Raw genomic sequence first — 23,044 nt, forward strand, 5'->3', positions numbered from 1 at the left:
GAGATAATATGTTAGGAAGTATGTTCGTTGGTCTCCTAGTGGGATTTTTAGCAGGTACTCTAACCAATCGTGGAGAGCGAATGGGATGTTTTGGAAAAATGTTTCTAGGCTGGATTGGTGCCTTTATAGGCCACTTGCTTTTTGGGACTTGGGGACCGATAATAGCAGGAACTGCCATTATTCCGGCAGTACTAGGTTCCATGATTGTCTTAGCGATTTTCTGGAGACGAGGAAGTTAATTTCTTAAATCTGATACTCAATGAAAATCAAAGAGCAAATTAGAAAACTAGCCGCAGATTGCTCAAAGCACTGTTTTGAGGTTGTAGATAGAACTGACGAAGTCAGCTCAAAACACTGTTTTGAGGTTGCAGATAGAACTGACGAAGTCAGTAACATATATACGGCAAGGCGACGTTGACGCGGTTTGAAGAGATTTTTGAAGAGTATGAAACGAAAAGGAGGTTGGTCATTGTACCAGCCTCCTTTTGAGTATGATATAATAGTTCTATGAGATTAGATAAATTTTTAGTTGCCTGTGCTGTGGGGAGTCGGACTGAGGTCAAAAACTTGCTCAAGTCTGGGCGCGTGACGGTAAATGGTAAAAAAGAAAAGTCAGCTAAATTGCAGATTGATGAAGAAAGAGATGAGATTCGCTTTGATGGGCAAGTGTTGGAGTATGAAGAGTTTGTCTACTACATGATGAACAAGCCCAAAGGAGTTATCTCAGCGACTGAGGATCCCAAGCACAGAACCGTTCTGGACTTGCTGGATGATATTGCTCGGAGCAAGGAAGTTTTCCCAGTAGGACGCTTGGATATTGACACGCATGGTCTTTTACTCTTGACCAATGACGGCAAGCTTGCCCATGCTCTTCTTTCACCCAAGCGTCATGTGGATAAGACGTATCTGGCTCAGGTCAAGGGAATTATGACCCAAGAAGATGCGGAGACATTTGCCAAGGGAATTCCTCTTAAAGACTTTACTTGTCAGCCTGCTAGACTGGAGCTTGTGTCTGTAGATACAAAAAAGAATCAAAGCCAAATCCGTGTGACCATTGCAGAAGGGAAGTTTCATCAGGTCAAGCGTATGGTGGGCTATTGCGGCAAGGAAGTAGTAGACTTGCAACGTTTGACTATGGGAACTTTAGTATTGGATGAGAACTTGCAGCGAGGAGAATGGCGTCGCTTGACCAAGGAAGAGTTAGAAGCTCTCCTTGCGAATATTGCTTAATTTGATTTATATTCGAAAAGGTGAGGAAGAATATCCTTGCCTTTTATATTTTTCAGTTGCTTCCTTTGTGAAAAGAGTTATAATAGACTGTAGAATAAAAGGAGGAATCTATGAACGTGATTCAAGAATCATTTACTGATAAACTATTTGCTAACTATGAAGCAAATGTTAAATACCAAGCGATTGAAAATGCTGCCAGCCACAACGGAATTTTTGCAGCTCTAGAACGTCGCCAAAGCCATGTAGACAATACCCCTGTTTTCTCATTGGATTTGACCAAGGACAAGGTAACTAACCAGAAAGCGTCTGGTCGTTGCTGGATGTTTGCGGCTCTCAACACCTTCCGCCACAAACTCATTTCACAATACAAATTGGAAAACTTTGAGTTGTCACAGGCCCACACTTTCTTCTGGGACAAGTATGAGAAATCAAACTGGTTCTTGGAGCAAGTCATTGCGACTGCAGACCAAGACTTGACCAGCCGTAAGGTTAAATTCCTACTCCAAACACCACAACAAGACGGAGGTCAGTGGGATATGGTGGTGTCTCTCTTTGAGAAATACGGTGTCGTTCCTAAGTCGGTTTACCCTGAATCTGTTTCATCTAGCAGTAGTCGTGAGCTAAATGCCATTCTCAACAAATTGCTTCGTCAAGATGCTCAAATCTTGCGTGACTTGCTCGCTTCTGGTGCAGACCAAGCGACTGTTCAAGCTAAGAAAGAAGACCTCTTGCAAGAAATCTTTAATTTTCTTGCTATGTCCCTAGGCCTTCCACCACGTAAATTTGACTTTGCTTATCGCGATAAGGATAACAACTACCAAAGCGAAAAGGGCATCACACCACAAGAGTTTTACAAGAAATATGTCAATCTTCCTCTAGAGGACTATGTTTCTGTTATCAATGCCCCAACTGCTGACAAGCCTTACGGCCAATCTTACACAGTTGAGATGTTGGGGAATGTGGTTGGTAGCCGTGCGGTTCGTTACATCAATGTACCGATGGAACGCTTGAAAGAATTAGCGATTGCCCAAATGCAAGCAGGTGAGACTGTTTGGTTTGGATCAGATGTCGGTCAACTCAGCAATCGTAAAGCTGGGATCCTTGCGACAGATGTTTATGACTTTGAATCAAGCATGGACATTAAACTCACTCAAGACAAGGCTGGACGTTTGGATTACAGTGAGAGCTTGATGACCCACGCCATGGTCTTGACAGGTGTGGATTTGGATGAAAATGGCAAGTCAACCAAGTGGAAGGTTGAAAACTCATGGGGAGATAAGGTTGGTACAGATGGTTACTTTGTTGCTTCAGATGCTTGGATGGACGAATACACTTATCAAATTGTTGTTCGTAAGGAATTACTAACAGCAGAAGAACTAGCTGCCTATGAAGCAGAACCAATCGTCCTTGCACCATGGGATCCAATGGGTGCCTTGGCAGAATAAAAGCATAGAAAAAAGGAATCAGGCTTAGAACCTGGTTCCTTTTTTCTATGCTTGATTACTACATGATACCGAAGAAAGATATCATCTTGTTCAAATTATAAAGCACTAAAGTGCTTAAAAACACTTAAAATTATTGACAAACACTTACGCAAGGAGTAGAATATATATAAGAGGAGGTTGTGTTATGTATCAAGAACAAAGACTTGAGCAAATTCTGAAACTTTTAGATGAAAAAGGGAGTTTAAGTGCAAAGGAAATGGTAAAACATTTCAATGTATCAAAAGATACGATTAGAAGAGATTTTGCAATTTTAGCAAGAGAAAAACGAGCGCAACGAACACACGGTGGATTACTACCTATTAATAGACAGCCTATTCTTGGTTTTCAAGGTAGAACAGAACAATTTCCTGAATCAAAGCAGAAAATGGCATTGCTTGCTAATGAACTAATTTCCAACGGAGATTTTCTATTTTTAGATGTTTCAACAACTATGCTAGTTTTATCTAAACAAGTTGACAAAAAAGTCACTGTATTTAGCCATTCATTAGATAATGCTCTTATACTAGGAGGAAAAGAGAAAATTGAGTTTCATATACTTGGCGGAAAGTTTCATCAAAAAAATCGTTTCTATTATTCTCTAGAGGAAACAAAAGCTTTAGAAAAGATACATCTAGATCTAGCGTTTTTTGGAGCTGCTAGCATAGAAAATGGATTAGTTTGTTATGAGGATCAAGAAGATGTTTTAGTTAAAAAAAGAGCTTTTAAATCTAGCCAAATTCGTATCTTACTAGCTGAGTCTAGTAAAATAAATCGGCACTCTCATTTTGTTCTTGGTAAATTAACAGACTTTGATTATTGGATTACTGATAAAAAACCAGACATGGAATTAGAGAAACAGTTAGAGGGAAATACTATTATTTTATACCCGAAGGGAGGATGTAATAATGAACATTAAACTAATTATAAGCGATATTGATGGTACAATTTTGGATAGTAAACACCAAGTAGACACGAAATTAATTGAACTCATGCCTGCTTTAAAGGAACAAAGAATTCCTTTTATACTTTCTTCTGCACGATCACCTCTTGGTATGGCTTCGATAGTTCAAGCATTGGGTATACATAATGAACCAATAGCTTGCTATAATGGAGCACTTATTACAAAAGGAGATAAAATTTTAAGCCAGCATTCCATTAATCAAAAAGAATTCATAAGCATATATGAATTTATTATAAGAGAGTTTCCAACAGTGTCTATCAATATTTATTCTGGAAAAGATTGGATTGTAGAGTCTTTTAATAAATGGGTAAAAAATGAAGCAAGAATTACTGGTGAGACTCCTATAGTAACTAATGTATCAGATTTTATCAAAAAAGAAGATACTATTATCCATAAATTATTACTAATAGATGAATCTAAAACTATTCAGAAAGTTCAAAAAATATTGTCTGAAATGAATTTTGTTGAAACAGACTTTTATTTATCAAAAGATAATTATCTTGAAGTAACTAATAAATGCGTATCTAAGAAACAAGCTTTGTTGGAGTTGGTAGAATACTACGGTCTTACTTTAGAGCAGGTTATGACAATTGGTGATAATTTTAATGATCTTCCTATGATTGAAACTGCTGGTCTTGGTGTTGCTATGGGGAATGCACCTTTACAAGTTAAATCGAATTCAAATATCATCACATCAAGTAACGATGAACACGGTGTAAGTCAAGTTATAAAACAGGTCGTTTTTACAAATTAGAATTAAGTTGGATTTAAAATGTAATACCTTTTAGAAGAAAATGCTTTTTGAAAGGATGTCTAAAAAAGAATTGTTATGAAACATGATCTAACAGAGTAAATTATGAACATTTTTAGCAGGGGTTATAGCTGATACAATACTCCACCTTTGTTTAGAAATTATAAAATGTTACCTCTTCGTTTCATTTCTACTGAAGAAATTTAACTACTAAAAAGCTCTCCACAACAGTACTGAGTTGATAGAGAGCTTATTATTTATAAGTTTGGAGCGAATTTTGAACTATTTTTTCTTAACAATAAGTTTAAAAAGATTTTTAAAGCCCAATTTAAGTGTTGAGATGATACTAGGAGCTTTTCGTAACTTTTCCCTTGGGATTCTCCTCTGAATTATTTTTAATGTATTACGACTATTTCTACTAGAAAAACGAAATCTACCGTTTTGTTTTGTACGAATTTCAAATCGTGGGATATATTTTCCACCAAAATAAACATCTGCAATTACAAAAGTTACTTCCGTCCAAGGAATTTGAATATAATCGTGTAACTTCGTATCATTATAAAATTCAAAAGATTGATCCCCAATTAGAATATTACCATAGATAGGGCCTTCGCGAAACCAAGTGCCCTTAATAGTATAATCTACAGTTGTATTTAAAGAATTTACCATAAGTCAGTTTTGTTTTATAGAAGGTGAATGAGGTGAAGCACAATAGCTAGAACAAAGATACCTAAAATAATAACGATTGGAGATACTTTTCTTTTAAGGAGATACATACATAGGAAAGTCAAAGCTAACGCAGCTAAACCTGGAACTAATTGATTTAAGTTATCTTGTAAAGTTGTAACTTTATTTACATCTAAAGATCTACCAGATGCGAACTGAGTGAAAGCTTCTTTTAGACCATCTGCTCCAGCAGGTAATTTTTCCCAATCAATATAAGCACCTTCTTGTTGTTTTACAGTAGAAACTACAGGTGTAAATGTAATGCTTACCCAACGTTGAATCAAAGCACCAATAACAAACATCCCCATCATTGAAGCACCACGTGTAACTTGTTGAAGTAAGTTCCCTGATAAATCGTCAGTGATAGCTGTCCCTGCTTTGTATCCAAATTCTTGGCTATACCATTTAACTGCTGCAACCATAGCATTCCAAAGTACAAAGAAAACGATTGGTCCTAATATGTTCCCTGAAATAGCTAAACTTGCACCGAGTGAAAGGAAAATAGGACGGAGAGTAAACCAGAATAGTGGGTCTCCAGCTCCAGCAAGAGGTCCCATCATACCAATTTTAACACCAGAAATTGCAGCGTCATCGATGTTAGCTCCATTAGCTCTTTCTTCTTCAAGTGCTAGAGTGACTCCAAAAATTGGGTTAGCCATAAATGGTTGAGTATTGAAGAACTCTAAATGACGTTTTAAAGCTGCAGCACGGTCTTCTTTAGAAGTATACAATTTTTTAATTGCAGGAATTAGGGTATAAACGAAACCACCATTCTGCATACGCTCATAGTTAAATGAACTTAAAAGAAAGTATGAACGTAAGAAAGCTTTAAAGCGATCTGATTTTGTAAGATTAATTTTATTTTCAGCCATTTTATTCCCTCCTGATTAAAAGTCTTCTAGAATGTCTCCGAGTGGATCACCAGAGTTATTATTAGAAGAACTATTTGTACCGCTAGCTTCAAGAGCAAGGTAGATGATTGCAAGACAGACACCAATAATACCTAGACCAATTAAGGTTAATTGATTGATAGCTGCTAAAGCGAAACCTAGGAAGAAGAAAGGCCAAACTTCACGGCTAGACATCATGTTGATAACCATGGCATAACCAACGGCAACAACCATACCACCACCAATTGTCATACCTGCTGTTAGCCATTGTGGCATAGACTCTAGACCACTACGAACAACTTCAGATGGAATTAGCATTAGAAGTAAAGCTGGGATTGCAACTCGAAGACCTTGTAAAGACATACCAATCATATGCCATCTTTCAATACCAGCAATATCTGCAGCCTCAGCACGACTATCCATTGCGTGTGCGATAAATACTGTAGCAGTACGAACAATCATAGTTAAACCGAGTCCAGCAACAGCTAGGGGAACTGCAAGTGCAATAGCAGAACCGATACCATTAGTACCTTGTCCTCCTTGGATTAGAATGATTGCTGAGGCAACTGCTGCAAGAGAAGCGTCTGGAGCCATAGCGGCACCAACGTTAGCCCATCCCATGGTAATTAATTGAAGACTACCGCCTAACATAATCCCTAATTCGAGATTTCCTGTTACTAGACCAATCAAGGAACAAGCAATAACGGGTTGATAAGTTTCAATCTGGTCGTTAACTGAGCTACAGCCGATAATGAAAGAAACAATAACGACTAAAAGAATTTGCATTGTATTCATTTAGATATACTCCTATATTATTTTTCTGCTAACTTGCTTTCAGCTGATTTAATTAAAGTATCAATATTTGATGGACTATCACTTGGGACACCACGAACATCAAATTTGACACCTAGCTTCTGCAACTCTTTAATGGCATCAATGTCTTTTTGATCGAATGATAAAGCTTTAGTAACATTAACTTTACCCTCTTTATAGGCAGAAGAACCAAGATTAATTTCTTCTACTTCAACTCCAGCTTTAATAGCTGATAAGGCATCTTCTACAGATTCAAATAACAACATTGCACGTGTGTTTCCAAAACGTGGATCATTATTAGCTTTCACCATATTTTTAATTGGAATTACATGAGCTTTAACTCCACTAGGAGCAGCTTGCTTAATCATGTTAGTGCGTAATTTATCATTACATACTGTATCAGAAACAACAATAATTCTGTCAGGGTTGCTAGAACGTGTCCATCCGGTTGCCACTTGTCCATGTAGGAGTCTAGTATCTACACGAGCTAGGACATACTTGATTTTCCCATCACCGATAACAGTTCCTTCTGGAATCGCAGCTTGGGCAACTGGAGCAGCTGCAACGCTTGCTACTTCCTCAACTGGGTTTAGCTCTTCTGGAAGAGCTTTGATGCCATCTTTGGCTTCTTTAATGATATTCGCAGCGACTTTTTCTACACCTGCAGCAGCGTCCATCAGGCGCTCTGTATAGGCTTGAATTAACATCGGTAAGTTCAGTCCTGTGATGATGGCAAACTTACGCTCAGGATTTTCTCCCATCACGCGGCTAGCTTGGTTAAATGGAGATCCACTCCAAAGGTCAGCCAAAACTAGAACCTCATCCTCTGCGTCAAATGCAGCAACAGCGTTATTAAACTTAGCGTATAGATCATCAGGACCTTCATTTGGCATAAAGGTTACAACTTGAACCTTTTCTTGTTCACCAAAGATCATAGAACCTGACTGATGAATACCCGCAGCAAATTCGCCGTGGCTCGCAATAATGATTCCGATACTCATTATTGTCATTCCTCCTTTTTTGTTTTAGTTTTCGTTTAAGAAAACTTTAAGACTTTTTAAGTATAAACCGTTTTCATATAAAAAGCAACTATTTAACATAAAAAAGGAGAAAGGTTTTCTTTGTAAATATTGATATATTAAGTTTTTGATAGGTAATCTTGAATCTATATTTAAAAATTTAATATAAAAAAGTTGGAAGCGTATTCCAACTTTTAAAATAGGTTTCTATTAGATTAGTGGGTGAAGTCGAGTACCATACGTCCTTGGATTTGACCTTTTTCCATTTCGTCGAAAATTGCCACAGCATCTTCTACTGGACGTTTTTGGACAACTGGAACTACTAAACCTTCTGCACCGAATTGGAAGGCTTCTTCCAAGTCTTTACGAGTTCCAACGAGAGAACCGATGACTTGGATTCCATCTAGAACAGTTTTCACGATGCTGAGTTCCATCATTTCAGAAGGAAGACCAACAGCGACTACGCGACCACCAGCACGAACTGAGTCAACAGCCTGGTTGAAGGCAACTTTAGACACAGCAGTTACGACAGCTGAATGAGCTCCACCATCAGTTTTTTCCTTGATAAGTCCAGGTACATCTTCAACTTCGAGGCCGTTAATAACAATGTCAGCGCCTACTTCTTTTGCAAGGGCAAGTTTGTCGTTATTGATATCAACTGCGATGACATGAGCATTGAATACTTTTTTAGCGTATTGAACAGCTAGGTTACCAAGTCCACCAGCACCGTAAAGAACAACCCATTGACCTGGTTCAACTTTGGCTTCTTTAATGGCTTTATAGGTCGTTACACCAGCACATGTGATAGAAGAAGCTTGGGCTGGATCAAGTCCGTCAGGAACTTTAACAGCATAGTCTGCAGTTACGATACATTGTTCGGCCATACCACCGTCTACTGAGTAGCCAGCATTTTTTACAGTACGGCAAAGAGTTTCACGGCCAGTTGTACAGTATTCGCAAGTACCACATCCTTCAAAGAACCAAGCAACGCTGACGCGGTCACCGACTTTAAGGCTTTTCACATCTGGGGCAATTTCTTTAACGATACCAACACCTTCATGTCCTAAAACACGTCCTGGTACTTGACCAAAGTCACCATGGGCAACGTGGAGGTCAGTGTGGCAAACACCACAGTATTCAATTTCTACAAGTGCTTCTCCAGTTTCAAGTGGACGGAGTACTTTTTCTTCAACAGCAACACCAGTGCTTTCTGGATTTACAACAACAGCTTTCATAGCTATCCTCCTTGATATTAACTGAGAGCAGGAGAAACAGGACTGGATTGATTTTGTGTCAACAGAGTCGAGTATGACGAGCTCTCTTGTATTTATATGTGAAGTATATCACAAAAGAAAGCCTTTTCCAAGGTTTTGGAGGTGAAAAATAGAACAATCGATTAACCGGTTGATGAGACTGTGAAAAGAGCACAAAGAACAGCTCGCAAGCTGGTCAGTATGGACTATAAGAATAAGTCTTGCAGGGTTTTGGCAACTCCGTCTTGGTCATTTGTCAAGGAAATTTGTTCATCTGCATAGGGGAGTAGCTCTGGGTTGGCATTTTTCATGGCATAGCCCTTCCCAGCAAAAGCTAGCATTTCGGTATCATTGTGCTCATCTCCAAAGGCAATCAAATCCTTTTTGTCACGATTCATTACCTTGAGCAAGTAGTCTAAGGCGAAGGCCTTATTGACACCTTTTGGGGTACACTCAAGGATATTGAGCGGACCACCCCAAGTATTAATAGAAAGTTGATGCTGGTAGAAGGCGTTCATTTCTTTTGCAAGGGCATACTTGTCACTGGCTCTGGTCTGCAACAGGATACAGTTAGGGTCCTTGGTCACCAATTCAGGCTGGAATTGATCTTCAGGCTGGAAAGCTTCTACGCCAAATAGTTTGGGATTGGCAATTTCTTCATTAGGATTGGTAATGTAGAATTTTTTACGGTATTCTCCAGCGATAAAATCGGCTTGAATGTCCTCTGAACGTTGAACCATATCTAGCAGATATTTTTTGTCTACGGTTAAACACTTTTCAAAGTTCCAAACTTGGTCTGGTAAATGAGTGAGGGAGCCGTTGAAGTTAATCATAGGAGTGTCTAAGTCCAGTTCACGGTAGAAATCTTTTGACATGCGGTAAGGGCGACCTGTCGTAATAATGACCAGATGTCCTTTTTCGGTAACTTTTTTTATGGTTTCTTTTGTAAAGTCAGAAATTTGACTGTCTGAGTTGAGCAGGGTTCCATCCAGGTCAACTGCAATAATTTTTTTCGTCATAGGAACCTTTCTAGTGTATTTTCAGATAAGATGTCTACTATTATAACAGAAAGCAGGCAGAAAAGCAGATTCGAAACCAAAAAAGAAATTTCATCAAATTCTTAAATAAATCAAACAAAGATATTGAAAAAGTGAATGATAAATGATATAATTCTATTATTGTTCGTAAAAATTAAAAGGAGATTAATAATGGACAAATTATTTAAACTAAAAGAGAACGGTACAGACGTTCGTACAGAGGTTCTCGCTGGTTTAACAACTTTCTTTGCAATGAGTTATATTCTCTTTGTAAACCCACAAATTCTTTCGCAAACAGGAATGCCTGCTCAGGGTGTATTCCTCGCAACGATTATCGGTGCAGTTGCTGGTACCCTGATGATGGCCTTCTATGCTAACTTACCATATGCTCAAGCGCCAGGTATGGGACTCAATGCCTTCTTTACCTTTACAGTTGTATTTGGACTCGGTTATTCTTGGCAAGAAGCCCTAGCTATGGTCTTCATCTGTGGAATTATCTCATTGATTATCACTTTGACAAATGTTCGTAAAATGATCATTGAATCGATTCCAAATGCCCTTCGCTCAGCTATTTCAGCTGGTATCGGTGTCTTCCTTGCCTATGTAGGGATTAAGAATGCTGGACTTTTGAAATTTACGATTGATCCAGGTAACTATACTGTTGTAGGAGAAGGGGCTGACAAGGCTCAAGCAACGATTGCAGCAAACTCTTCAGCAGTTCCAGGCTTGGTTAGCTTTAATAATCCAGCTGTTTTGGTGGCTCTTGCAGGACTTGCTATCACAATCTTCTTTGTCATTAAAGGGATTAAAGGGGGAATTATCCTTTCTATCTTGACAACAACTATTCTTGCTATTGCAGTTGGTTTGGTAGATTTGTCTAGTATCGATTTTGCTAATAACCATGTTGGTGCAGCCTTTGAGGACTTGAAGACAGTCTTTGGTGCAGCTCTTGGTTCAGAAGGTTTGGGAGCTTTGATTTCAGATACAGCTCGCTTGCCTGAAACTCTGATGGCTATTCTTGCCTTCTCATTGACAGATATTTTTGATACAATTGGTACCTTGATCGGTACAGGTGAAAAAGTTGGTATCGTAGCGACAAATGGTGAAAATCACCAATCAGCTAAGTTGGATAAGGCTCTTTACTCTGACTTGATTGGTACTTCAATTGGTGCCATCGCTGGTACTTCGAACGTAACGACTTATGTTGAGTCTGCTGCTGGTATCGGTGCGGGTGGACGTACTGGTTTGACAGCCTTGGTCGTAGCTATCTGTTTTGCGATCTCAAGCTTCTTTAGCCCACTTCTAGCGATTGTACCAACAGCCGCTACAGCTCCAATCTTGATTATCGTTGGGATTATGATGTTAGCTAGCTTGAAAAATATCCATTGGGACGATATGTCTGAAGCGGTTCCTGCTTTCTTCACATCTATCTTTATGGGATTCAGCTACTCTATCACTCAAGGGATTGCAGTTGGTTTCTTGACTTACACCTTGACTAAGCTTGTCAAAGGTCAAGCTAAAGATGTTCATGTCATGATTTGGATTTTGGATGCCTTGTTTATCCTTAACTACATCAGCATGGCCTTATAATAGGATAACCCAGGGGGATTTTCCCCCTTTTTGAATACAAAGGAGATAGGTGATGAAAGAGAAAAATATGTGGAAAGAATTATTGAATCGTGCAGGTTGGCTGTTAATCTTTTTTCTGGCGACAATTTTATATCAGATTCCTATAGGGGTTACTGCTATTTTAACTTTAAATGCAGTACCACTGTTGCAGTCAGGACTGATAGTTGCTGGTATTTCGATTGTGATTCTGGTGCTGTTTATTATTGGAGCTCGTAAAACGCAGTTAGCAAGTTTTAATTTTTCTTTTTTTAGAGCGAAGGATTTGGCACGTTTGGGATTAAGTTATTTAGTCATTATCTGTTCAAATATACTTGGTTCCATTTTATTGCAACTATCAAATGAGACGACAACAGGGAATCAGTCTCAGATTAACGACATGGTTCAGAATAGTTCTCTGATTTCCAGTTTCTTCTTGTTGGCCTTGCTTGCTCCAATTTGTGAGGAAATCTTGTGCCGTGGGATTGTTCCTAAAAAGATTTTCCGAGGAAAAGAGAACTTGGGATTTATAGTCGGTACGATTGTGTTTGCTTTATTGCATCAACCAAGTAATTTACCTTCTTTATTGATTTATGGAGGTATGTCGATCGTTCTGTCTTGGACGGCTTACAAGACCCAACGTTTGGAAATGTCTATCTTACTTCACATGATTGTGAATGGGGTTGCTTTCTGTTTGCTGGCTCTCGTGGTGATTTTGAGTCGGACATTAGGGATTTCTGTTTAAGATTTTTGACAATTGCTTACTTGTTTCTACTGGGAAAAAGATGAATGCAATCGTGTCCATCTTTTTCTTTTTATGGTAAAATAGAGAAATAATATGGTGAAAAGCCTTGAGGGAGTGACCGATATGTCAAGTAAAGCCAATCATGCAAAGACAGCTATTTGCGGAATTATCAATGTAACCCCAGACTCCTTTTCGGATGGTGGTCAATTTTTTGCTCTTGAGCAGGCACTTCAGCAGGCTCGTAAATTGATAGCAGAAGGGGCTAGTATGCTAGATATCGGCGGAGAATCGACTCGGCCGGGAAGCAGCTATGTTGAGATAGAAGAGGAAATCCAGCGTGTTGTTCCAGTGATCAAAGCTATTCGCAAGGAAAGTGATGTCCTTATCTCTATTGATACTTGGAAGAGTCAAGTAGCAGAAGCTGCTTTGGCTGCTGGTGCCAATCTAGTCAATGATATCACTGGTCTTATGGGTGATGAGAAAATGGCCCATGAGGTTGCTAAGGCTGGTGCGAAAGTAGTCATTATGTTTAATCCAGTCATGGCTCGACCTCATCACCCTAGCTCGCTTATATTCCCTCGTTTTGGATTTGGAGAAAGCTTTACAGAGGAAGAGTTAGCTAACTTTGAAAAATTGCCAATCGAAGACTTGATGGGGGCTTTCTTTGAACGAGCACTAGCGAGAGCAGAGGAAGCTGGGATTGCACAAGGAAATATCCTGTTGGATCCGGGAATCGGCTTTGGTCTGACCAAGAAAGAAAATCTGCTTCTTTTACGGGATCTGGATAAACTACATCAGAAAGGATATCCAATCTTTCTCGGAGTGTCGCGCAAGCGGTTTGTCATCAATATTCTTGAAGAAAATGGTTTTGAAGTCAATCCTGAGACAGAACTTGGTTTCCGCAATAGGGACACGGCTTCGGCTCATGTAACTAGTATTGCTGCAAGACAGGGTGTAGAAGTGGTGCGCGTGCATGATGTAGTTAGTCACAGGATGGCAGTTGAAATTGCCTCCGCCATTCGTCTGGCTGATGAAGCGGAAGATTTAGATTTAAAACAATATAAGTAAGATGAAAGAAATTGAAAACAATCAGTGGATTGCTAACTACCGGACGGACCAACCGCATTTTGGCTTGGAACGAATGGTGGAACTATTAGCTTTGCGTGGCAATCCCCATCTCAAACTCAAGGTCATCCATATCGGAGGGACCAATGGCAAGGGTTCGACCATTGCTTTTTTGAAAAATATGCTAGAAAAGATGGGGCTGAGAGTTGGCGTGTTTAGCTCGCCCTATCTCATTCATTACACAGATCAGATTAGCATCAATGGGGAATCTATCCCAGATGCTAGACTAGAAGCCCTCATGGCAGACTATCAGTCTTTGTTGGAAGGGGAATCGGCTACCAATTTGCAGGGGACAACTGAGTTTGAAATAATTACAGCTATAGCCTATGATTACTTTGCCTCAGAGCAAGTAGATGTGGCTATCATAGAAGTGGGCATGGGTGGTCTTTTGGATAGTACCAATGTCTGTCAGCCCATTTTGACAGGAATTACGACTATTGGATTGGACCATGTAGCCCTACTTGGTGACACCTTGGAAGCCATAGCAGAGCAGAAAGCTGGTATTATCAAACAAGGTATTCCCTTGGTGACAGGTCGTATTGCTCCAGAAGCGCTGGCTGTGATTAACCGCATTGCGGAAGGGAAAGATGCGCCGAGACTTGCTTACGGGGCAGATTATCAGATCAGCCATCAAAAGAGTGTGGTAACGGGTGAAGTCTTTGACTATACAAGTGTTGTCAGGCAAGGTCGCTTCCAGACTGGCCTGCTTGGCTTGCACCAGATAGAGAATGCTGGGATGGCCATAGCTTTACTTGATAATTTTTGTCAAGAAGATGGTCGAGAGCTACCAGCTAATACCTTGCTTGCTCAAGCTCTGGAAGAAACAAGATGGCCGGGGCGTCTGGAGGTCGTGTCAAGAGAACCCTTGATGATTTTGGATGGAGCCCACAATCCCCATGCTATCAAGGCTTTATTAGCAACCTTGCAAGAACGCTTTGCGGATTATCGTAAGGAAATCCTCTTTACTTGTATCAAAACCAAGGCCTTGGAGGATATGTTGGACTTGCTGGGGGCCATGCCAGATACTGAGCTTACCCTGACACATTTTGACGATAGTCGGGCGACTGATGAAAACGTGCTGAAAGAGGCAGCCAAGTCTAGAAATCTCAGCTACCAAGGTTGGCAGGATTTTCTAGAGCAGAAATTGACAGATAAAAAAGAAGAGAAACAAACAGTTAGGATTGTCACGGGTTCCTTGTATTTCTTGAGCCAAGTGAGAGCCTATCTGATGGAGAGGAAGAACGAAAATGGATACACAAAAGATTGAAGCAGCTGTAAAAATGATTATCGAGGCCGTCGGAGAGGACGCTAACCGTGAGGGCTTGCAGGAAACACCTGCTCGTGTGGCTCGTATGTACCAAGAGATTTTTTCAGGTCTTGGTCAAACAGCGGAGGAACATTTGTCAAAATCCTTTGAGATTATTGATGACAATATGGTAGTAGAAAAGGATATCTTTTTCCACACTATGTGTGAACATCACTTTCTGCCATTTTATGGGAGAGCACATATTGCCTATATTCCAGATGGTCGTGTGGCAGGTTTGTCTAAGCTAGCCCGTACGGTTGAAGTTTATTCGAAAAAACCACAAATTCAAGAACGTTTGAATATCGAAGTGGCCGATGCCTTGATGGAGTATCTAGGTGCTAAAGGAGCCTTTGTTGTCATTGAGGCGGAACATATGTGTATGAGCATGCGTGGTGTCAGAAAACCAGGCACTGCAACCTTGACGACAGTAGCTCGTGGTCTATTTGAAACAGATAAGGACCTCCGAGATCAGGCTTATCGTTTAATGGGACTATAATACTCTTCGAAAATCAAATTCAAACCACGTCAGCTTTCATCTGCAACCTCAAAACAGTGTTTTGAGCAGCCTGCGGCTAGCTTTCTAGTTTGCATTTTGATTTTCATTGAGTATAAAAAAAATCCGCTTGAAGCGGATTTTTCTAGAAAGGAATCATTATGGATCAACTGCAGATTAAGGATTTGGAAATTTTTGCCTATCATGGTCTTTTTCCTAGTGAGAAAGAATTAGGGCAAAAGTTTGTCGTTTCAGCTATCCTATTCTATGATATGACTAAGGCGGCTACAGATTTGGATTTAACAGCCTCTGTCCATTACGGAGAACTGTGTCAGCAGTGGACGACTTGGTTTCAGGAGAGCACTGAAGATTTGATTGAAACGGTAGCCTACAAACTGGTAGAACGTACCTTTGAGGCTTATCCTCTTGTCCAAGAAATAAAGCTGGAACTGAAAAAGCCTTGGGCACCAGTGCATTTGCCACTAGATACTTGCTCGGTAACCATTCATCGCCGCAAGCAACGGGCCTTTATCGCCCTAGGAAGCAATATGGGAGATAAACAAGCAAACTTGAAACAAGCCATTGAGAAAATGCGAGCTCGAGGTATCCATATTCTCAAAGAGTCCAGTGTCTTGACGACAGAGCCTTGGGGTGGTGTGGAGCAAGATAGCTTTGCTAATCAAGTGGTTGAGGTTGAAACCTGGTTGCCGGCCCCAGTTCTATTAGAGAACTTGTTAGCCATTGAGTCAGAGATGGGACGGGTGAGAGAAGTACATTGGGGGCCTCGTTTGATTGATTTGGACTTGCTCTTTGTGGAGGACCAGGTCCTTTATACAGATGACCTTATTTTGCCCCATCCTTACATAGCGGAACGCCTTTTTGTTCTTGAGTCTCTACAAGAAATTGCGCCTTATTTTATCCATCCGACATTAAAGCAACCGATCCGCAACTTGTATGATGCTTTGAAAAAATAGAAAAAACTCTAGTTTTCAGTCACTTGCAACTGAAGGCTAGAGTTTTTAAAATAGGTCATTTTCTTCTGGGAGGAGGATAGTTTCTCTACCGTCCATATCTAAAACCAGTACTCTCGGGGGATAAAGAGGGTCGAAAGGGTGGTTAAAGTCAAAATCAATGGCTGTAGGGAGGTGTTGACTTGAGAAGTGGAAGGTAATTTTTCCTTGGTTATTGAGCAATTGAAACTCGAGTTCTTCTTCCAATTCAAAGACATTTTTTAAGAAGTGGTCAATAATATACCAAAAAGAGTCAATGACATCATCGGGTAAGCTGGTAACAATGCCAAAACTAGCTGACCGCATGTGGGTATTGGTAAAAGCCATATTTCTTCCCCCTTTCTTTTCCCTTATCATACAGCAAATAGGATTAAAAATCAAGAAAAGGTGATTTTTTCTTCATAAACATAGCTTCCTATGAAATTTTTTCAAATAATCTTCAAAAAACGCTTGAAAGTGTTTACAAATAGTGATAAAATGGAATAAGTAGAATCATGAAAACGAAATTTTCATACCGTCTCTTTTTTGGAGTCTCGTGAGGTATGATATAGAAAGGAAATGGAATGAATACAGACGATACAGTAACGATTTATGATGTCGCCCGTGAAGCAGGAGTTTCAATGGCGACGGTTAGCCGTGTAGTCAATGGCAATAAGAATGTAAAAGAGAATACTCGAAAAAAAGTGCTTGAGGTGATTGACCGTTTAGATTACCGTCCAAATGCAGTGGCGCGTGGTCTTGCAAGTAAAAAGACAACTACTGTCGGTGTCGTGATCCCAAATATTACCAATGGCTATTTCTCAACGCTTGCTAAAGGGATTGATGATATCGCTGAAATGTACAAGTACAATATCGTCCTTGCCAATAGTGATGAGGATGATGACAAGGAAGTTTCAGTTGTCAATACACTGTTTTCTAAGCAAGTGGATGGTATCATCTTTATGGGATATCACTTGACTGAAAAAATTCGTTCAGAGTTTTCTCGCTCTCGGACACCAGTTGTTCTTGCAGGAACTGTGGATGTAGAACATCAGCTTCCAAGTGTCAATATTGACTACAAACAAGCTACGATTGATGCAGTGACCTACCTTGCTAAAGAAAATGAGCGCATTGCTTTCGTTAGCGGTCCACTAGTGGATGATATCAATGGTAAGGTTCGTTTGGTTGGCTACAAGGAAGCCTTGAAAAAAGCAGGTATTTCTTATAGCGAAGGATTGGTATTTGAATCTAAATACACTTATGAAGACGGTTATGCCTTGGCAGAACGCTTGATTTCATCAAACGCAACTGCAGCAGTTGTAACAGGTGATGAATTGGCAGCAGGTGTATTGAACGGCCTTGCCGATAAGGGTGTGTCAGTACCAGAAGAGTTTGAAATCATTACTAGTGATGATTCGCAGGTCTCTCGCTTTACCCGCCCAAACTTGACAACTATTGCCCAACCTCTTTATGACCTTGGTGCTATTAGCATGCGTATGTTGACGAAGATTATGCACAAGGAAGAGTTGGAAGAACGTGAAGTTCTCTTACCTCATGGTTTGACAGAACGCCGTTCAACACGAAAACGTAAATAGAAAAAATCAGGGAATCGTGCAGATTTCCTGATTTGTTTTTAGAGAAGAGACTTACCCTTCCATATAGTCTTTCAAAGCCTGTCCTGTTAGTCCGGCATTGAGGGCAATGAGGAGTTTCAAACGGGCTTTTTGGGCGTTGAGTTCTTTAACAAAGAAGACACCAGATTTTTGCAACTGCACGCCCCCACCTTGGTAGGCATAAACAGGTTCCGCTATACCGTTAAAGCATCGTGATACCAGGGCGACTGGGATTCCTTTTTGCAGAAGGCTTTCTAACTTTTCAGCCGTTTCTTTGGGAATATTACCAGCTCCGAAGGCTTGGATAATCAAACCGTCCAATTGTTCCAAATCCAGCATATCAATCAGCTCATCTGTCATACCAGCATAAGCAGAGATGATAGGGACTAAGCCTTGTATGTGATTAAGGTCAAAGCGGACACGAGGTTCAGCTGTTTTAAAGTAGAGTATTTCCTGTTTCATAATCAGGCCAAGTGGCCCGTGTGTTGGAGTCTGGAAGGTGCTGACGTTGGTCGTATGTGTTTTGGTGACATACTTGGCAGCGTGGATTTCATCGTTCATAACGACCAAAACTCCTTTATCAGCAGCTCTGTCATCGCTAGCCACCCGTAAAGCACTCAGATAATTATAAACACCATCACTGCCGAGTTCATTGGAGCTGCGCATGGCCCCTGTCAGAACGATAGGCATATGGGGAACTTCCATGGTATCAAGGAAATAGGCTGTTTCCTCTAAAGTATCGGTTCCGTGTGTAATCACCACTCCATCGTAGTTAGCTACTTCCTCTTTGATTTTCTGGTAGAGGGCCAGCATATGCTTGGGTTTGATATGGGGGCTTGGTAGGTTAAAAAAGTCCAAGGCGTGGACTTGGATTCCTTCAAGTGGGTTGGACACATGGTTCATGGGATTATCTGAACTCGTCACAACAGCGCCAGAAGCATCGGCCTGCATGGAAATAGTTCCGCCCGTATGTAAAACAAGGATTTTCTTAGACATGATTTACTCACTCTTTCTGAAATGTGGTATAATCATTGTATCACAAAAGGGGAGATTGGGATAGGATGGAAGTCAAAGCGGTTTTTTTTGATATCGACGGAACCTTGGTCAACGATCGCAAGAGTGTTTTGAAATCCACTAAGGACGCGATTAAGATTGTCAAAGAACAAGGGGTGCTTGTCGGCGTAGCGACAGGACGAGGACCTTTTTTTGTTAAGGAATTGATGGACGATTTGGACCTGGATTTTGCGGTAACCTATAATGGCCAGTATATCTTTACTAAAGACAGAGTCTTGTTCACGAGTCCTATTTCCAAGTTACATTTGCGCCAGCTCATTACTTATGCTAAAAAAGAGGGCAAGGAGATTGCCCTAGGGACCAAGGATGCCATGTTGGGTTCCAAAATCATGTCTTTTGGTTTGGGTTCTTTTTCCCAACGAATCAGTCGCTTCGTTCCCTCAGTTTTAACTCGGACAGTGAGTCATTCCTTTAATCGTATGGTCAGCAAGGTTGTTCCCCAAAAGGAAGAAGATCTGCTTCATCTGATGAATCAGCCTATCTACCAAGTTTTGATGCTGATGACACCAGAAGAATCTGAGAAGGCGGCAGCTGATTTTGAAGACTTGAAATTAACACGTAGCAATCCATTTGCAGCGGATGTCATCAATCAAGGAAACTCTAAATTGGAAGGTATTCGCCGAGTTGGGAAAGAATATGGTTTTGATCTCAACCAAGTCATGGCCTTTGGTGACTCCGATAACGACCTAGAAATGCTGGCGGGTGTCGGTATGTCGGTTGCTATGGGAAATGGTAGTAGCAGTGTTAAGGAAGTTGCTAAGCACATTACCACCAGCAATCAGCAAGACGGAATCCACAAGGCCCTGGAACATTTTGGTGTTTTGGCTTCAGAAAAAGTCTTTGTCAGCCGTGACTATCATTTCAATAAGGTCAAGACCTTCCACCACATGATGGATGAACGAACTCAAGAAGAACCTCGAGCTTGGGATTTAGAAGGTGCAACCCACAGGGCTGGCTTTAAAATAGAAGAATTGGTGGAATTTGTTAGAGCTGCCAGTCCTTCTGAAGAGGACTTTGGTCAAGCTCTATCGCAACTTCATCAAGCTCTTGATAAGGCAGCAGATAAAGTAGCCAAGAAGACGCCTGCTCAGCAAGATTTGATAGGGCAGGTGGATGCCTTGATTGATACGCTTTACTTCACCTACGGTAGTTTTGTCTTGATGGGGGTGGACCCAGAACGTATTTTTGACATTGTCCATCAGGCCAATATGGGGAAAATTTTCCCAGATGGCAAGGCTCATTTTGATCCAGTGACCCACAAAATCTTAAAACCAGATGATTGGGAAGAAAAATATGCTCCAGAACCTGCTATTAAAAAGGAACTGCAGCGCCAGCTCAAGGCTTATGAACGTCATAAAGAGAGAAACAATACTCAATGAAAATCAAAGAGCAAACTAGGAAACTAGCCGCAGGCTGTACTTGAGTACGGCAAGGCGACGTTGACGTGGTTTGAAGAGATTTTCGAAGAGTATAAATAGTAAACAAAAAGGAGCGCTGAGCTCCTTTTCTTCGTGACTATAAGGTTTTTTCTTGTTCTCTCACAACCAGCAAATCGACCTTAGCATGGCGGAGGATGTATTCAGATGAAGAGCCGACCAAGAGGCGTTCAAAGGCGTTGAGACCAGTTGCGCCAACTAGGATGAGGTCCACTTCCTCAGCATCGGGAATAGTACGTGCCAGTAGGGTCTTTGGATTTCCCATTTCAATGACGATATGAACATCTGCCACACCAGCATCTTTAGCACGTTTTTCGTACTCTTTCATCAGACTTTCAGCGTCGACTTGGAGTTCTTCGTAAACTTCAGCATCAAAGGTGGATACGCTTTGGAGTGCGCGTGTGTCAATGACATGTGCGATGGTGAGTTTAGCGTCGTTTCGTAGAGCAGAATGAACTCCCTTGACAAAAGCCAAGTCTGCTTCTTTAGAACCATCGATTGCGACCATGATATTTTGGTAACGTTGTGCCATAATGAAACCTCCTGAAATTTTCTTACTATAATTGTAAACCTTTTCACTATAGAAGTAAAGTAAAAACAATATTTTTCAAAAGAATGTTAGCGCTTAAAATCTATATAAATATATGATAAAATAAAAGAAAGGATAGCAGGAAAGAAGTGAAGGGAGGGAGAATGATGAAAAACTCTTTTCAAGAATCAAAAAAATCAAATTTCCTTTATTATGGAATCATCCTAGCCTCTGTCTTGGTAGAAGTGATCATGATCTGGCAATTAGAAAAGTTGATTCCACTTCTCTATCCAGGTTTTGTTGGCTTTTTAGTCTTTCACCTACTCTACCATCTGCTATTATTCCTAGTTGCAAAAAGAAGTGGTCGCTGGGATTACTTGATGATATGGGGGCTTTTCCTCATGTTCAATCTTCTCTATGACTCCTTTTTAGGCTTGCTCTTTCTAGGTTTATCTTTTGGTATGTGATGTTTTTTGGCAAAACACCTGCTATCACCATTGTCTCGACCTCGCTTTTAGCGAGGCTTTTCTTCTATCCGAATCTAGTAACACATTTCAGTAAACTTGTCGCATTGTCTTTCTAGTGGTATAATGTTACTATCCTGATGAATTGAGGAAACAAGATGAAAGAATATAACAAGTCTAGTAAGTTAGAGCATGTTGCTTATGATATCCGTGGTCCTGTTTTGGAAGAAGCCATGCGGATGCGAGCAAACGGAGAAAAGATTTTACGTCTGAATACAGGAAATCCAGCAGAATTTGGCTTTACAGCGCCAGACGAGGTCATTCATGACTTGATTATGAATGCGCGTGATAGTGAAGGATATTCTGACTCCAAAGGGATTTTCTCAGCCCGTAAGGCTATCATGCAGTATTGCCAATTGAAGAAATTCCCAAACGTAGATATTGATGATATCTACCTTGGAAATGGTGTCAGTGAGTTGATTGTCATGTCCATGCAGGGGCTTTTGGACAATGGAGACGAGGTCTTGGTGCCAATGCCAGACTATCCTCTTTGGACAGCGGCTGTCAGCCTAGCTGGAGGAAATGCCGTTCACTATATCTGTGATGAAGCTGCAGAATGGTACCCAGATATTGACGATATCAAGTCAAAAATCACTTCTAATACCAAGGCAATCGTCCTTATCAATCCAAACAACCCAACTGGAGCCCTTTATCCTAAGGAACTCTTGCTGGAAATTATTGAGATTGTCCGTCAAAACGATTTGATTATCTTTGCAGATGAAATTTACGACCGCATGGTCATGGATGGACATGTGCATACGCCTGTGGCGAGCTTGGCACCAGATGTTTTCTGTGTCAGCATGAACGGTCTATCAAAATCTCACCGTATTGCTGGTTTCCGTGTGGGTTGGATGGTCTTGTCTGGACCTAAGACACACGTTAAAGGCTATATCGAAGGGCTCAATATGCTATCCAATATGCGCCTTTGCTCTAACGTTTTGGCCCAACAAGTCGTACAAACTTCCTTGGGTGGCCACCAATCAGTTGATGAATTGCTCCTTCCAGGTGGACGAATTTACGAGCAAAGAAACTTCATCTACAATGCCATTCAAGATATTCCAGGTTTGTCTGCCGTTAAACCCAAGGCTGGACTCTATATCTTCCCTAAAATCGACCGCAATATGTACCGTATCGATGATGATGAACAGTTTGTTCTTAATTTCTTGAAACAGGAAAAGGTTCTCTTGGTTCATGGTCGAGGCTTCAACTGGCAGGAACCAGACCACTTCCGTATTGTTTACCTTCCGCGTGTTGATGAACTGGCCCAAATCCAAGAAAAGATGACTCGATTCTTAAAACAGTATCGTAGATAGGGCTTACATTTGAAAAAGCTGGAAACATTTGCCTTGAGCTATTGACAAAAGTGAAAGAATCAGATAGAATAGTAAAGTATGTTTAGTAACTGATCACTTTATAGCCGGCTAAACGAATACAAAATCTA

24 protein-coding genes are annotated in these 23,044 nt (G+C 40.6%); 15 read left to right on the forward strand and 9 right to left on the reverse strand.

What is annotated here, in order from left to right:
• Positions 1-8: 8 nt before the first annotated feature.
• The 5 genes from K1I71_RS04595 to K1I71_RS04615 all read left to right on the forward strand — a co-directional run bounded on the left by K1I71_RS04595 (position 9) and on the right by K1I71_RS04615 (position 4,429).
• On the forward strand, positions 9-239 hold the full coding sequence (locus tag K1I71_RS04595; RefSeq protein ID WP_000901572.1) for a GlsB/YeaQ/YmgE family stress response membrane protein: 231 nt from the start codon (positions 9-11) through the stop codon (positions 237-239).
• A 268-nt stretch (positions 240-507) separates the two neighbouring features.
• Complete coding sequence (locus tag K1I71_RS04600) at positions 508-1,230, forward strand: pseudouridine synthase (RefSeq protein ID WP_223330326.1); 723 nt, start codon at positions 508-510, stop codon at positions 1,228-1,230.
• Between the two features lie 110 nt (positions 1,231-1,340).
• On the forward strand, positions 1,341-2,675 hold the full coding sequence (gene pepC, locus K1I71_RS04605; RefSeq protein WP_223330327.1) for an aminopeptidase C: 1,335 nt from the start codon (positions 1,341-1,343) through the stop codon (positions 2,673-2,675).
• A 184-nt stretch (positions 2,676-2,859) separates the two neighbouring features.
• Complete coding sequence (locus K1I71_RS04610) at positions 2,860-3,630, forward strand: DeoR/GlpR family DNA-binding transcription regulator (RefSeq protein ID WP_000284185.1); 771 nt, start codon at positions 2,860-2,862, stop codon at positions 3,628-3,630.
• The gene (locus K1I71_RS04615; protein WP_001022272.1) at positions 3,620-4,429 is read left to right on the forward strand and encodes a Cof-type HAD-IIB family hydrolase; all 810 of its coding nucleotides are present in this window, start codon (positions 3,620-3,622) and stop codon (positions 4,427-4,429) included. The genes K1I71_RS04610 and K1I71_RS04615 overlap by 11 nt, the downstream gene beginning before the upstream one ends.
• 279 nt (positions 4,430-4,708) lie before the next feature.
• On the opposite strand, the gene K1I71_RS04620 is transcribed toward K1I71_RS04615, so the two are convergent.
• The 6 genes from K1I71_RS04620 to K1I71_RS04645 all read right to left on the reverse strand — a co-directional run bounded on the left by K1I71_RS04620 (position 4,709) and on the right by K1I71_RS04645 (position 10,146).
• Positions 4,709-5,095: a DUF956 family protein gene (locus K1I71_RS04620; RefSeq protein ID WP_000248235.1), complete on the reverse strand. Its 387-nt coding sequence runs from the start codon at positions 5,093-5,095 to the stop codon at positions 4,709-4,711.
• A 14-nt stretch (positions 5,096-5,109) separates the two neighbouring features.
• Positions 5,110-6,024, reverse strand: a complete 915-nt coding sequence (locus K1I71_RS04625; RefSeq protein WP_000829619.1) for a PTS system mannose/fructose/sorbose family transporter subunit IID — start codon at positions 6,022-6,024, stop codon at positions 5,110-5,112.
• Positions 6,025-6,039: 15 nt separating this feature from the next.
• Complete coding sequence (locus K1I71_RS04630; protein WP_001095147.1) at positions 6,040-6,837, reverse strand: PTS mannose/fructose/sorbose transporter subunit IIC; 798 nt, start codon at positions 6,835-6,837, stop codon at positions 6,040-6,042.
• Positions 6,838-6,854: 17 nt separating this feature from the next.
• Positions 6,855-7,856 carry a PTS sugar transporter subunit IIB gene (locus tag K1I71_RS04635; protein ID WP_045612731.1) on the reverse strand — a complete coding sequence of 334 codons (1,002 nt, stop codon included), beginning with the start codon at positions 7,854-7,856 and terminating at the stop codon, positions 6,855-6,857.
• A gap of 233 nt (positions 7,857-8,089) precedes the next feature.
• Positions 8,090-9,109, reverse strand: a complete 1,020-nt coding sequence (gene adhP / locus K1I71_RS04640) for an alcohol dehydrogenase AdhP (RefSeq protein ID WP_000649186.1) — start codon at positions 9,107-9,109, stop codon at positions 8,090-8,092.
• A gap of 224 nt (positions 9,110-9,333) precedes the next feature.
• Complete coding sequence (locus tag K1I71_RS04645; RefSeq protein ID WP_049492748.1) at positions 9,334-10,146, reverse strand: Cof-type HAD-IIB family hydrolase; 813 nt, start codon at positions 10,144-10,146, stop codon at positions 9,334-9,336.
• A gap of 189 nt (positions 10,147-10,335) precedes the next feature.
• Here K1I71_RS04645 and K1I71_RS04650 point away from each other — a divergent pair, with 189 nt between their 5' ends.
• From K1I71_RS04650 to folK, 6 genes are all read left to right on the forward strand, one after another.
• Complete coding sequence (locus K1I71_RS04650; RefSeq protein ID WP_000359266.1) at positions 10,336-11,754, forward strand: NCS2 family permease; 1,419 nt, start codon at positions 10,336-10,338, stop codon at positions 11,752-11,754.
• 52 nt (positions 11,755-11,806) lie between these two features.
• Positions 11,807-12,514: a CPBP family intramembrane glutamic endopeptidase gene (locus K1I71_RS04655; RefSeq protein ID WP_033684730.1), complete on the forward strand. Its 708-nt coding sequence runs from the start codon at positions 11,807-11,809 to the stop codon at positions 12,512-12,514.
• 93 nt (positions 12,515-12,607) lie between these two features.
• Positions 12,608-13,582 carry a dihydropteroate synthase gene (folP, locus tag K1I71_RS04660; protein ID WP_223330328.1) on the forward strand — a complete coding sequence of 325 codons (975 nt, stop codon included), beginning with the start codon at positions 12,608-12,610 and terminating at the stop codon, positions 13,580-13,582.
• A 1-nt stretch (position 13,583) separates the two neighbouring features.
• On the forward strand, positions 13,584-14,906 hold the full coding sequence (locus tag K1I71_RS04665) for a bifunctional folylpolyglutamate synthase/dihydrofolate synthase (protein WP_223330329.1): 1,323 nt from the start codon (positions 13,584-13,586) through the stop codon (positions 14,904-14,906).
• On the forward strand, positions 14,887-15,441 hold the full coding sequence (folE, locus tag K1I71_RS04670) for a GTP cyclohydrolase I FolE (RefSeq protein ID WP_000380917.1): 555 nt from the start codon (positions 14,887-14,889) through the stop codon (positions 15,439-15,441). Before K1I71_RS04665 ends, folE begins: the two co-directional genes overlap by 20 nt.
• A 158-nt stretch (positions 15,442-15,599) precedes the next feature.
• On the forward strand, positions 15,600-16,412 hold the full coding sequence (gene folK / locus K1I71_RS04675; RefSeq protein ID WP_223330330.1) for a 2-amino-4-hydroxy-6-hydroxymethyldihydropteridine diphosphokinase: 813 nt from the start codon (positions 15,600-15,602) through the stop codon (positions 16,410-16,412).
• Between the two features lie 45 nt (positions 16,413-16,457).
• On the opposite strand, the gene K1I71_RS04680 is transcribed toward folK, so the two are convergent.
• Complete coding sequence (locus K1I71_RS04680; RefSeq protein ID WP_000886035.1) at positions 16,458-16,775, reverse strand: DUF960 domain-containing protein; 318 nt, start codon at positions 16,773-16,775, stop codon at positions 16,458-16,460.
• A 236-nt stretch (positions 16,776-17,011) separates the two neighbouring features.
• Here K1I71_RS04680 and ccpA point away from each other — a divergent pair, with 236 nt between their 5' ends.
• A complete protein-coding gene (gene ccpA, locus K1I71_RS04685; protein ID WP_001090628.1) occupies positions 17,012-18,022 on the forward strand; it encodes a catabolite control protein A in 1,011 nt (336 codons plus the stop codon).
• A gap of 51 nt (positions 18,023-18,073) precedes the next feature.
• Here ccpA and K1I71_RS04690 read toward each other — a convergent pair whose 3' ends face one another.
• Entirely contained in the window at positions 18,074-19,036 is a 963-nt protein-coding gene (locus K1I71_RS04690; protein WP_223330331.1) for an asparaginase, read from the reverse strand.
• Between the two features lie 65 nt (positions 19,037-19,101).
• Between K1I71_RS04690 and K1I71_RS04695 the strand changes: the two genes are divergently transcribed.
• Positions 19,102-20,493: a Cof-type HAD-IIB family hydrolase gene (locus tag K1I71_RS04695; RefSeq protein ID WP_223330332.1), complete on the forward strand. Its 1,392-nt coding sequence runs from the start codon at positions 19,102-19,104 to the stop codon at positions 20,491-20,493.
• A 136-nt stretch (positions 20,494-20,629) separates the two neighbouring features.
• Here K1I71_RS04695 and K1I71_RS04700 read toward each other — a convergent pair whose 3' ends face one another.
• Positions 20,630-21,082, reverse strand: a complete 453-nt coding sequence (locus tag K1I71_RS04700) for a universal stress protein (protein ID WP_000079148.1) — start codon at positions 21,080-21,082, stop codon at positions 20,630-20,632.
• Between the two features lie 161 nt (positions 21,083-21,243).
• Between K1I71_RS04700 and K1I71_RS04705 the strand changes: the two genes are divergently transcribed.
• Together K1I71_RS04705 and K1I71_RS04710 are read left to right on the forward strand one after the other, a co-directional pair.
• Positions 21,244-21,546, forward strand: coding sequence for a hypothetical protein (locus K1I71_RS04705; RefSeq protein ID WP_223330333.1), 303 nt, complete (start codon positions 21,244-21,246; stop codon positions 21,544-21,546).
• Between the two features lie 155 nt (positions 21,547-21,701).
• Positions 21,702-22,916 (forward strand): pyridoxal phosphate-dependent aminotransferase, encoded by a 1,215-nt coding sequence (locus tag K1I71_RS04710; RefSeq protein ID WP_223330334.1) that lies wholly within the window; start codon positions 21,702-21,704, stop codon positions 22,914-22,916.
• Positions 22,917-23,044: the final 128 nt, after the last annotated feature.

It is taken from the genome of Streptococcus mitis (genome assembly GCF_019929545.1).
Lineage (GTDB): Bacteria > Bacillota > Bacilli > Lactobacillales > Streptococcaceae > Streptococcus > Streptococcus mitis_BU.

What these genes read in the sequence shown, in the direction of transcription:
- K1I71_RS04600 (WP_223330326.1), top strand. Translation starts at nt 508, where the DNA reads ATGAGATTAGATAAATTTTTAGTTGCCTGTGCTGTGGGGAGTCGGACT.
- K1I71_RS04650 (WP_000359266.1), top strand. Translation starts at nt 10,336, where the DNA reads ATGGACAAATTATTTAAACTAAAAGAGAACGGTACAGACGTTCGTACA.
- K1I71_RS04630 (WP_001095147.1), bottom strand. Translation starts at nt 6,837, where the DNA reads ATGAATACAATGCAAATTCTTTTAGTCGTTATTGTTTCTTTCATTATC.
- K1I71_RS04710 (WP_223330334.1), top strand. Translation starts at nt 21,702, where the DNA reads ATGAAAGAATATAACAAGTCTAGTAAGTTAGAGCATGTTGCTTATGAT.
- K1I71_RS04610 (WP_000284185.1), top strand. Translation starts at nt 2,860, where the DNA reads ATGTATCAAGAACAAAGACTTGAGCAAATTCTGAAACTTTTAGATGAA.
- K1I71_RS04615 (WP_001022272.1), top strand. Translation starts at nt 3,620, where the DNA reads ATGAACATTAAACTAATTATAAGCGATATTGATGGTACAATTTTGGAT.
- folK (WP_223330330.1), top strand. Translation starts at nt 15,600, where the DNA reads ATGGATCAACTGCAGATTAAGGATTTGGAAATTTTTGCCTATCATGGT.
- K1I71_RS04595 (WP_000901572.1), top strand. Translation starts at nt 9, where the DNA reads ATGTTAGGAAGTATGTTCGTTGGTCTCCTAGTGGGATTTTTAGCAGGT.
- ccpA (WP_001090628.1), top strand. Translation starts at nt 17,012, where the DNA reads ATGAATACAGACGATACAGTAACGATTTATGATGTCGCCCGTGAAGCA.
- adhP (WP_000649186.1), bottom strand. Translation starts at nt 9,109, where the DNA reads ATGAAAGCTGTTGTTGTAAATCCAGAAAGCACTGGTGTTGCTGTTGAA.
- K1I71_RS04680 (WP_000886035.1), bottom strand. Translation starts at nt 16,775, where the DNA reads ATGGCTTTTACCAATACCCACATGCGGTCAGCTAGTTTTGGCATTGTT.
- K1I71_RS04690 (WP_223330331.1), bottom strand. Translation starts at nt 19,036, where the DNA reads ATGTCTAAGAAAATCCTTGTTTTACATACGGGCGGAACTATTTCCATG.
- K1I71_RS04705 (WP_223330333.1), top strand. Translation starts at nt 21,244, where the DNA reads ATGATGAAAAACTCTTTTCAAGAATCAAAAAAATCAAATTTCCTTTAT.
- pepC (WP_223330327.1), top strand. Translation starts at nt 1,341, where the DNA reads ATGAACGTGATTCAAGAATCATTTACTGATAAACTATTTGCTAACTAT.
- K1I71_RS04695 (WP_223330332.1), top strand. Translation starts at nt 19,102, where the DNA reads ATGGAAGTCAAAGCGGTTTTTTTTGATATCGACGGAACCTTGGTCAAC.
- K1I71_RS04655 (WP_033684730.1), top strand. Translation starts at nt 11,807, where the DNA reads ATGAAAGAGAAAAATATGTGGAAAGAATTATTGAATCGTGCAGGTTGG.
- K1I71_RS04625 (WP_000829619.1), bottom strand. Translation starts at nt 6,024, where the DNA reads ATGGCTGAAAATAAAATTAATCTTACAAAATCAGATCGCTTTAAAGCT.
- folP (WP_223330328.1), top strand. Translation starts at nt 12,608, where the DNA reads ATGGTGAAAAGCCTTGAGGGAGTGACCGATATGTCAAGTAAAGCCAAT.
- K1I71_RS04620 (WP_000248235.1), bottom strand. Translation starts at nt 5,095, where the DNA reads ATGGTAAATTCTTTAAATACAACTGTAGATTATACTATTAAGGGCACT.
- K1I71_RS04665 (WP_223330329.1), top strand. Translation starts at nt 13,584, where the DNA reads ATGAAAGAAATTGAAAACAATCAGTGGATTGCTAACTACCGGACGGAC.
- K1I71_RS04645 (WP_049492748.1), bottom strand. Translation starts at nt 10,146, where the DNA reads ATGACGAAAAAAATTATTGCAGTTGACCTGGATGGAACCCTGCTCAAC.
- K1I71_RS04700 (WP_000079148.1), bottom strand. Translation starts at nt 21,082, where the DNA reads ATGGCACAACGTTACCAAAATATCATGGTCGCAATCGATGGTTCTAAA.
- K1I71_RS04635 (WP_045612731.1), bottom strand. Translation starts at nt 7,856, where the DNA reads ATGAGTATCGGAATCATTATTGCGAGCCACGGCGAATTTGCTGCGGGT.
- folE (WP_000380917.1), top strand. Translation starts at nt 14,887, where the DNA reads ATGGATACACAAAAGATTGAAGCAGCTGTAAAAATGATTATCGAGGCC.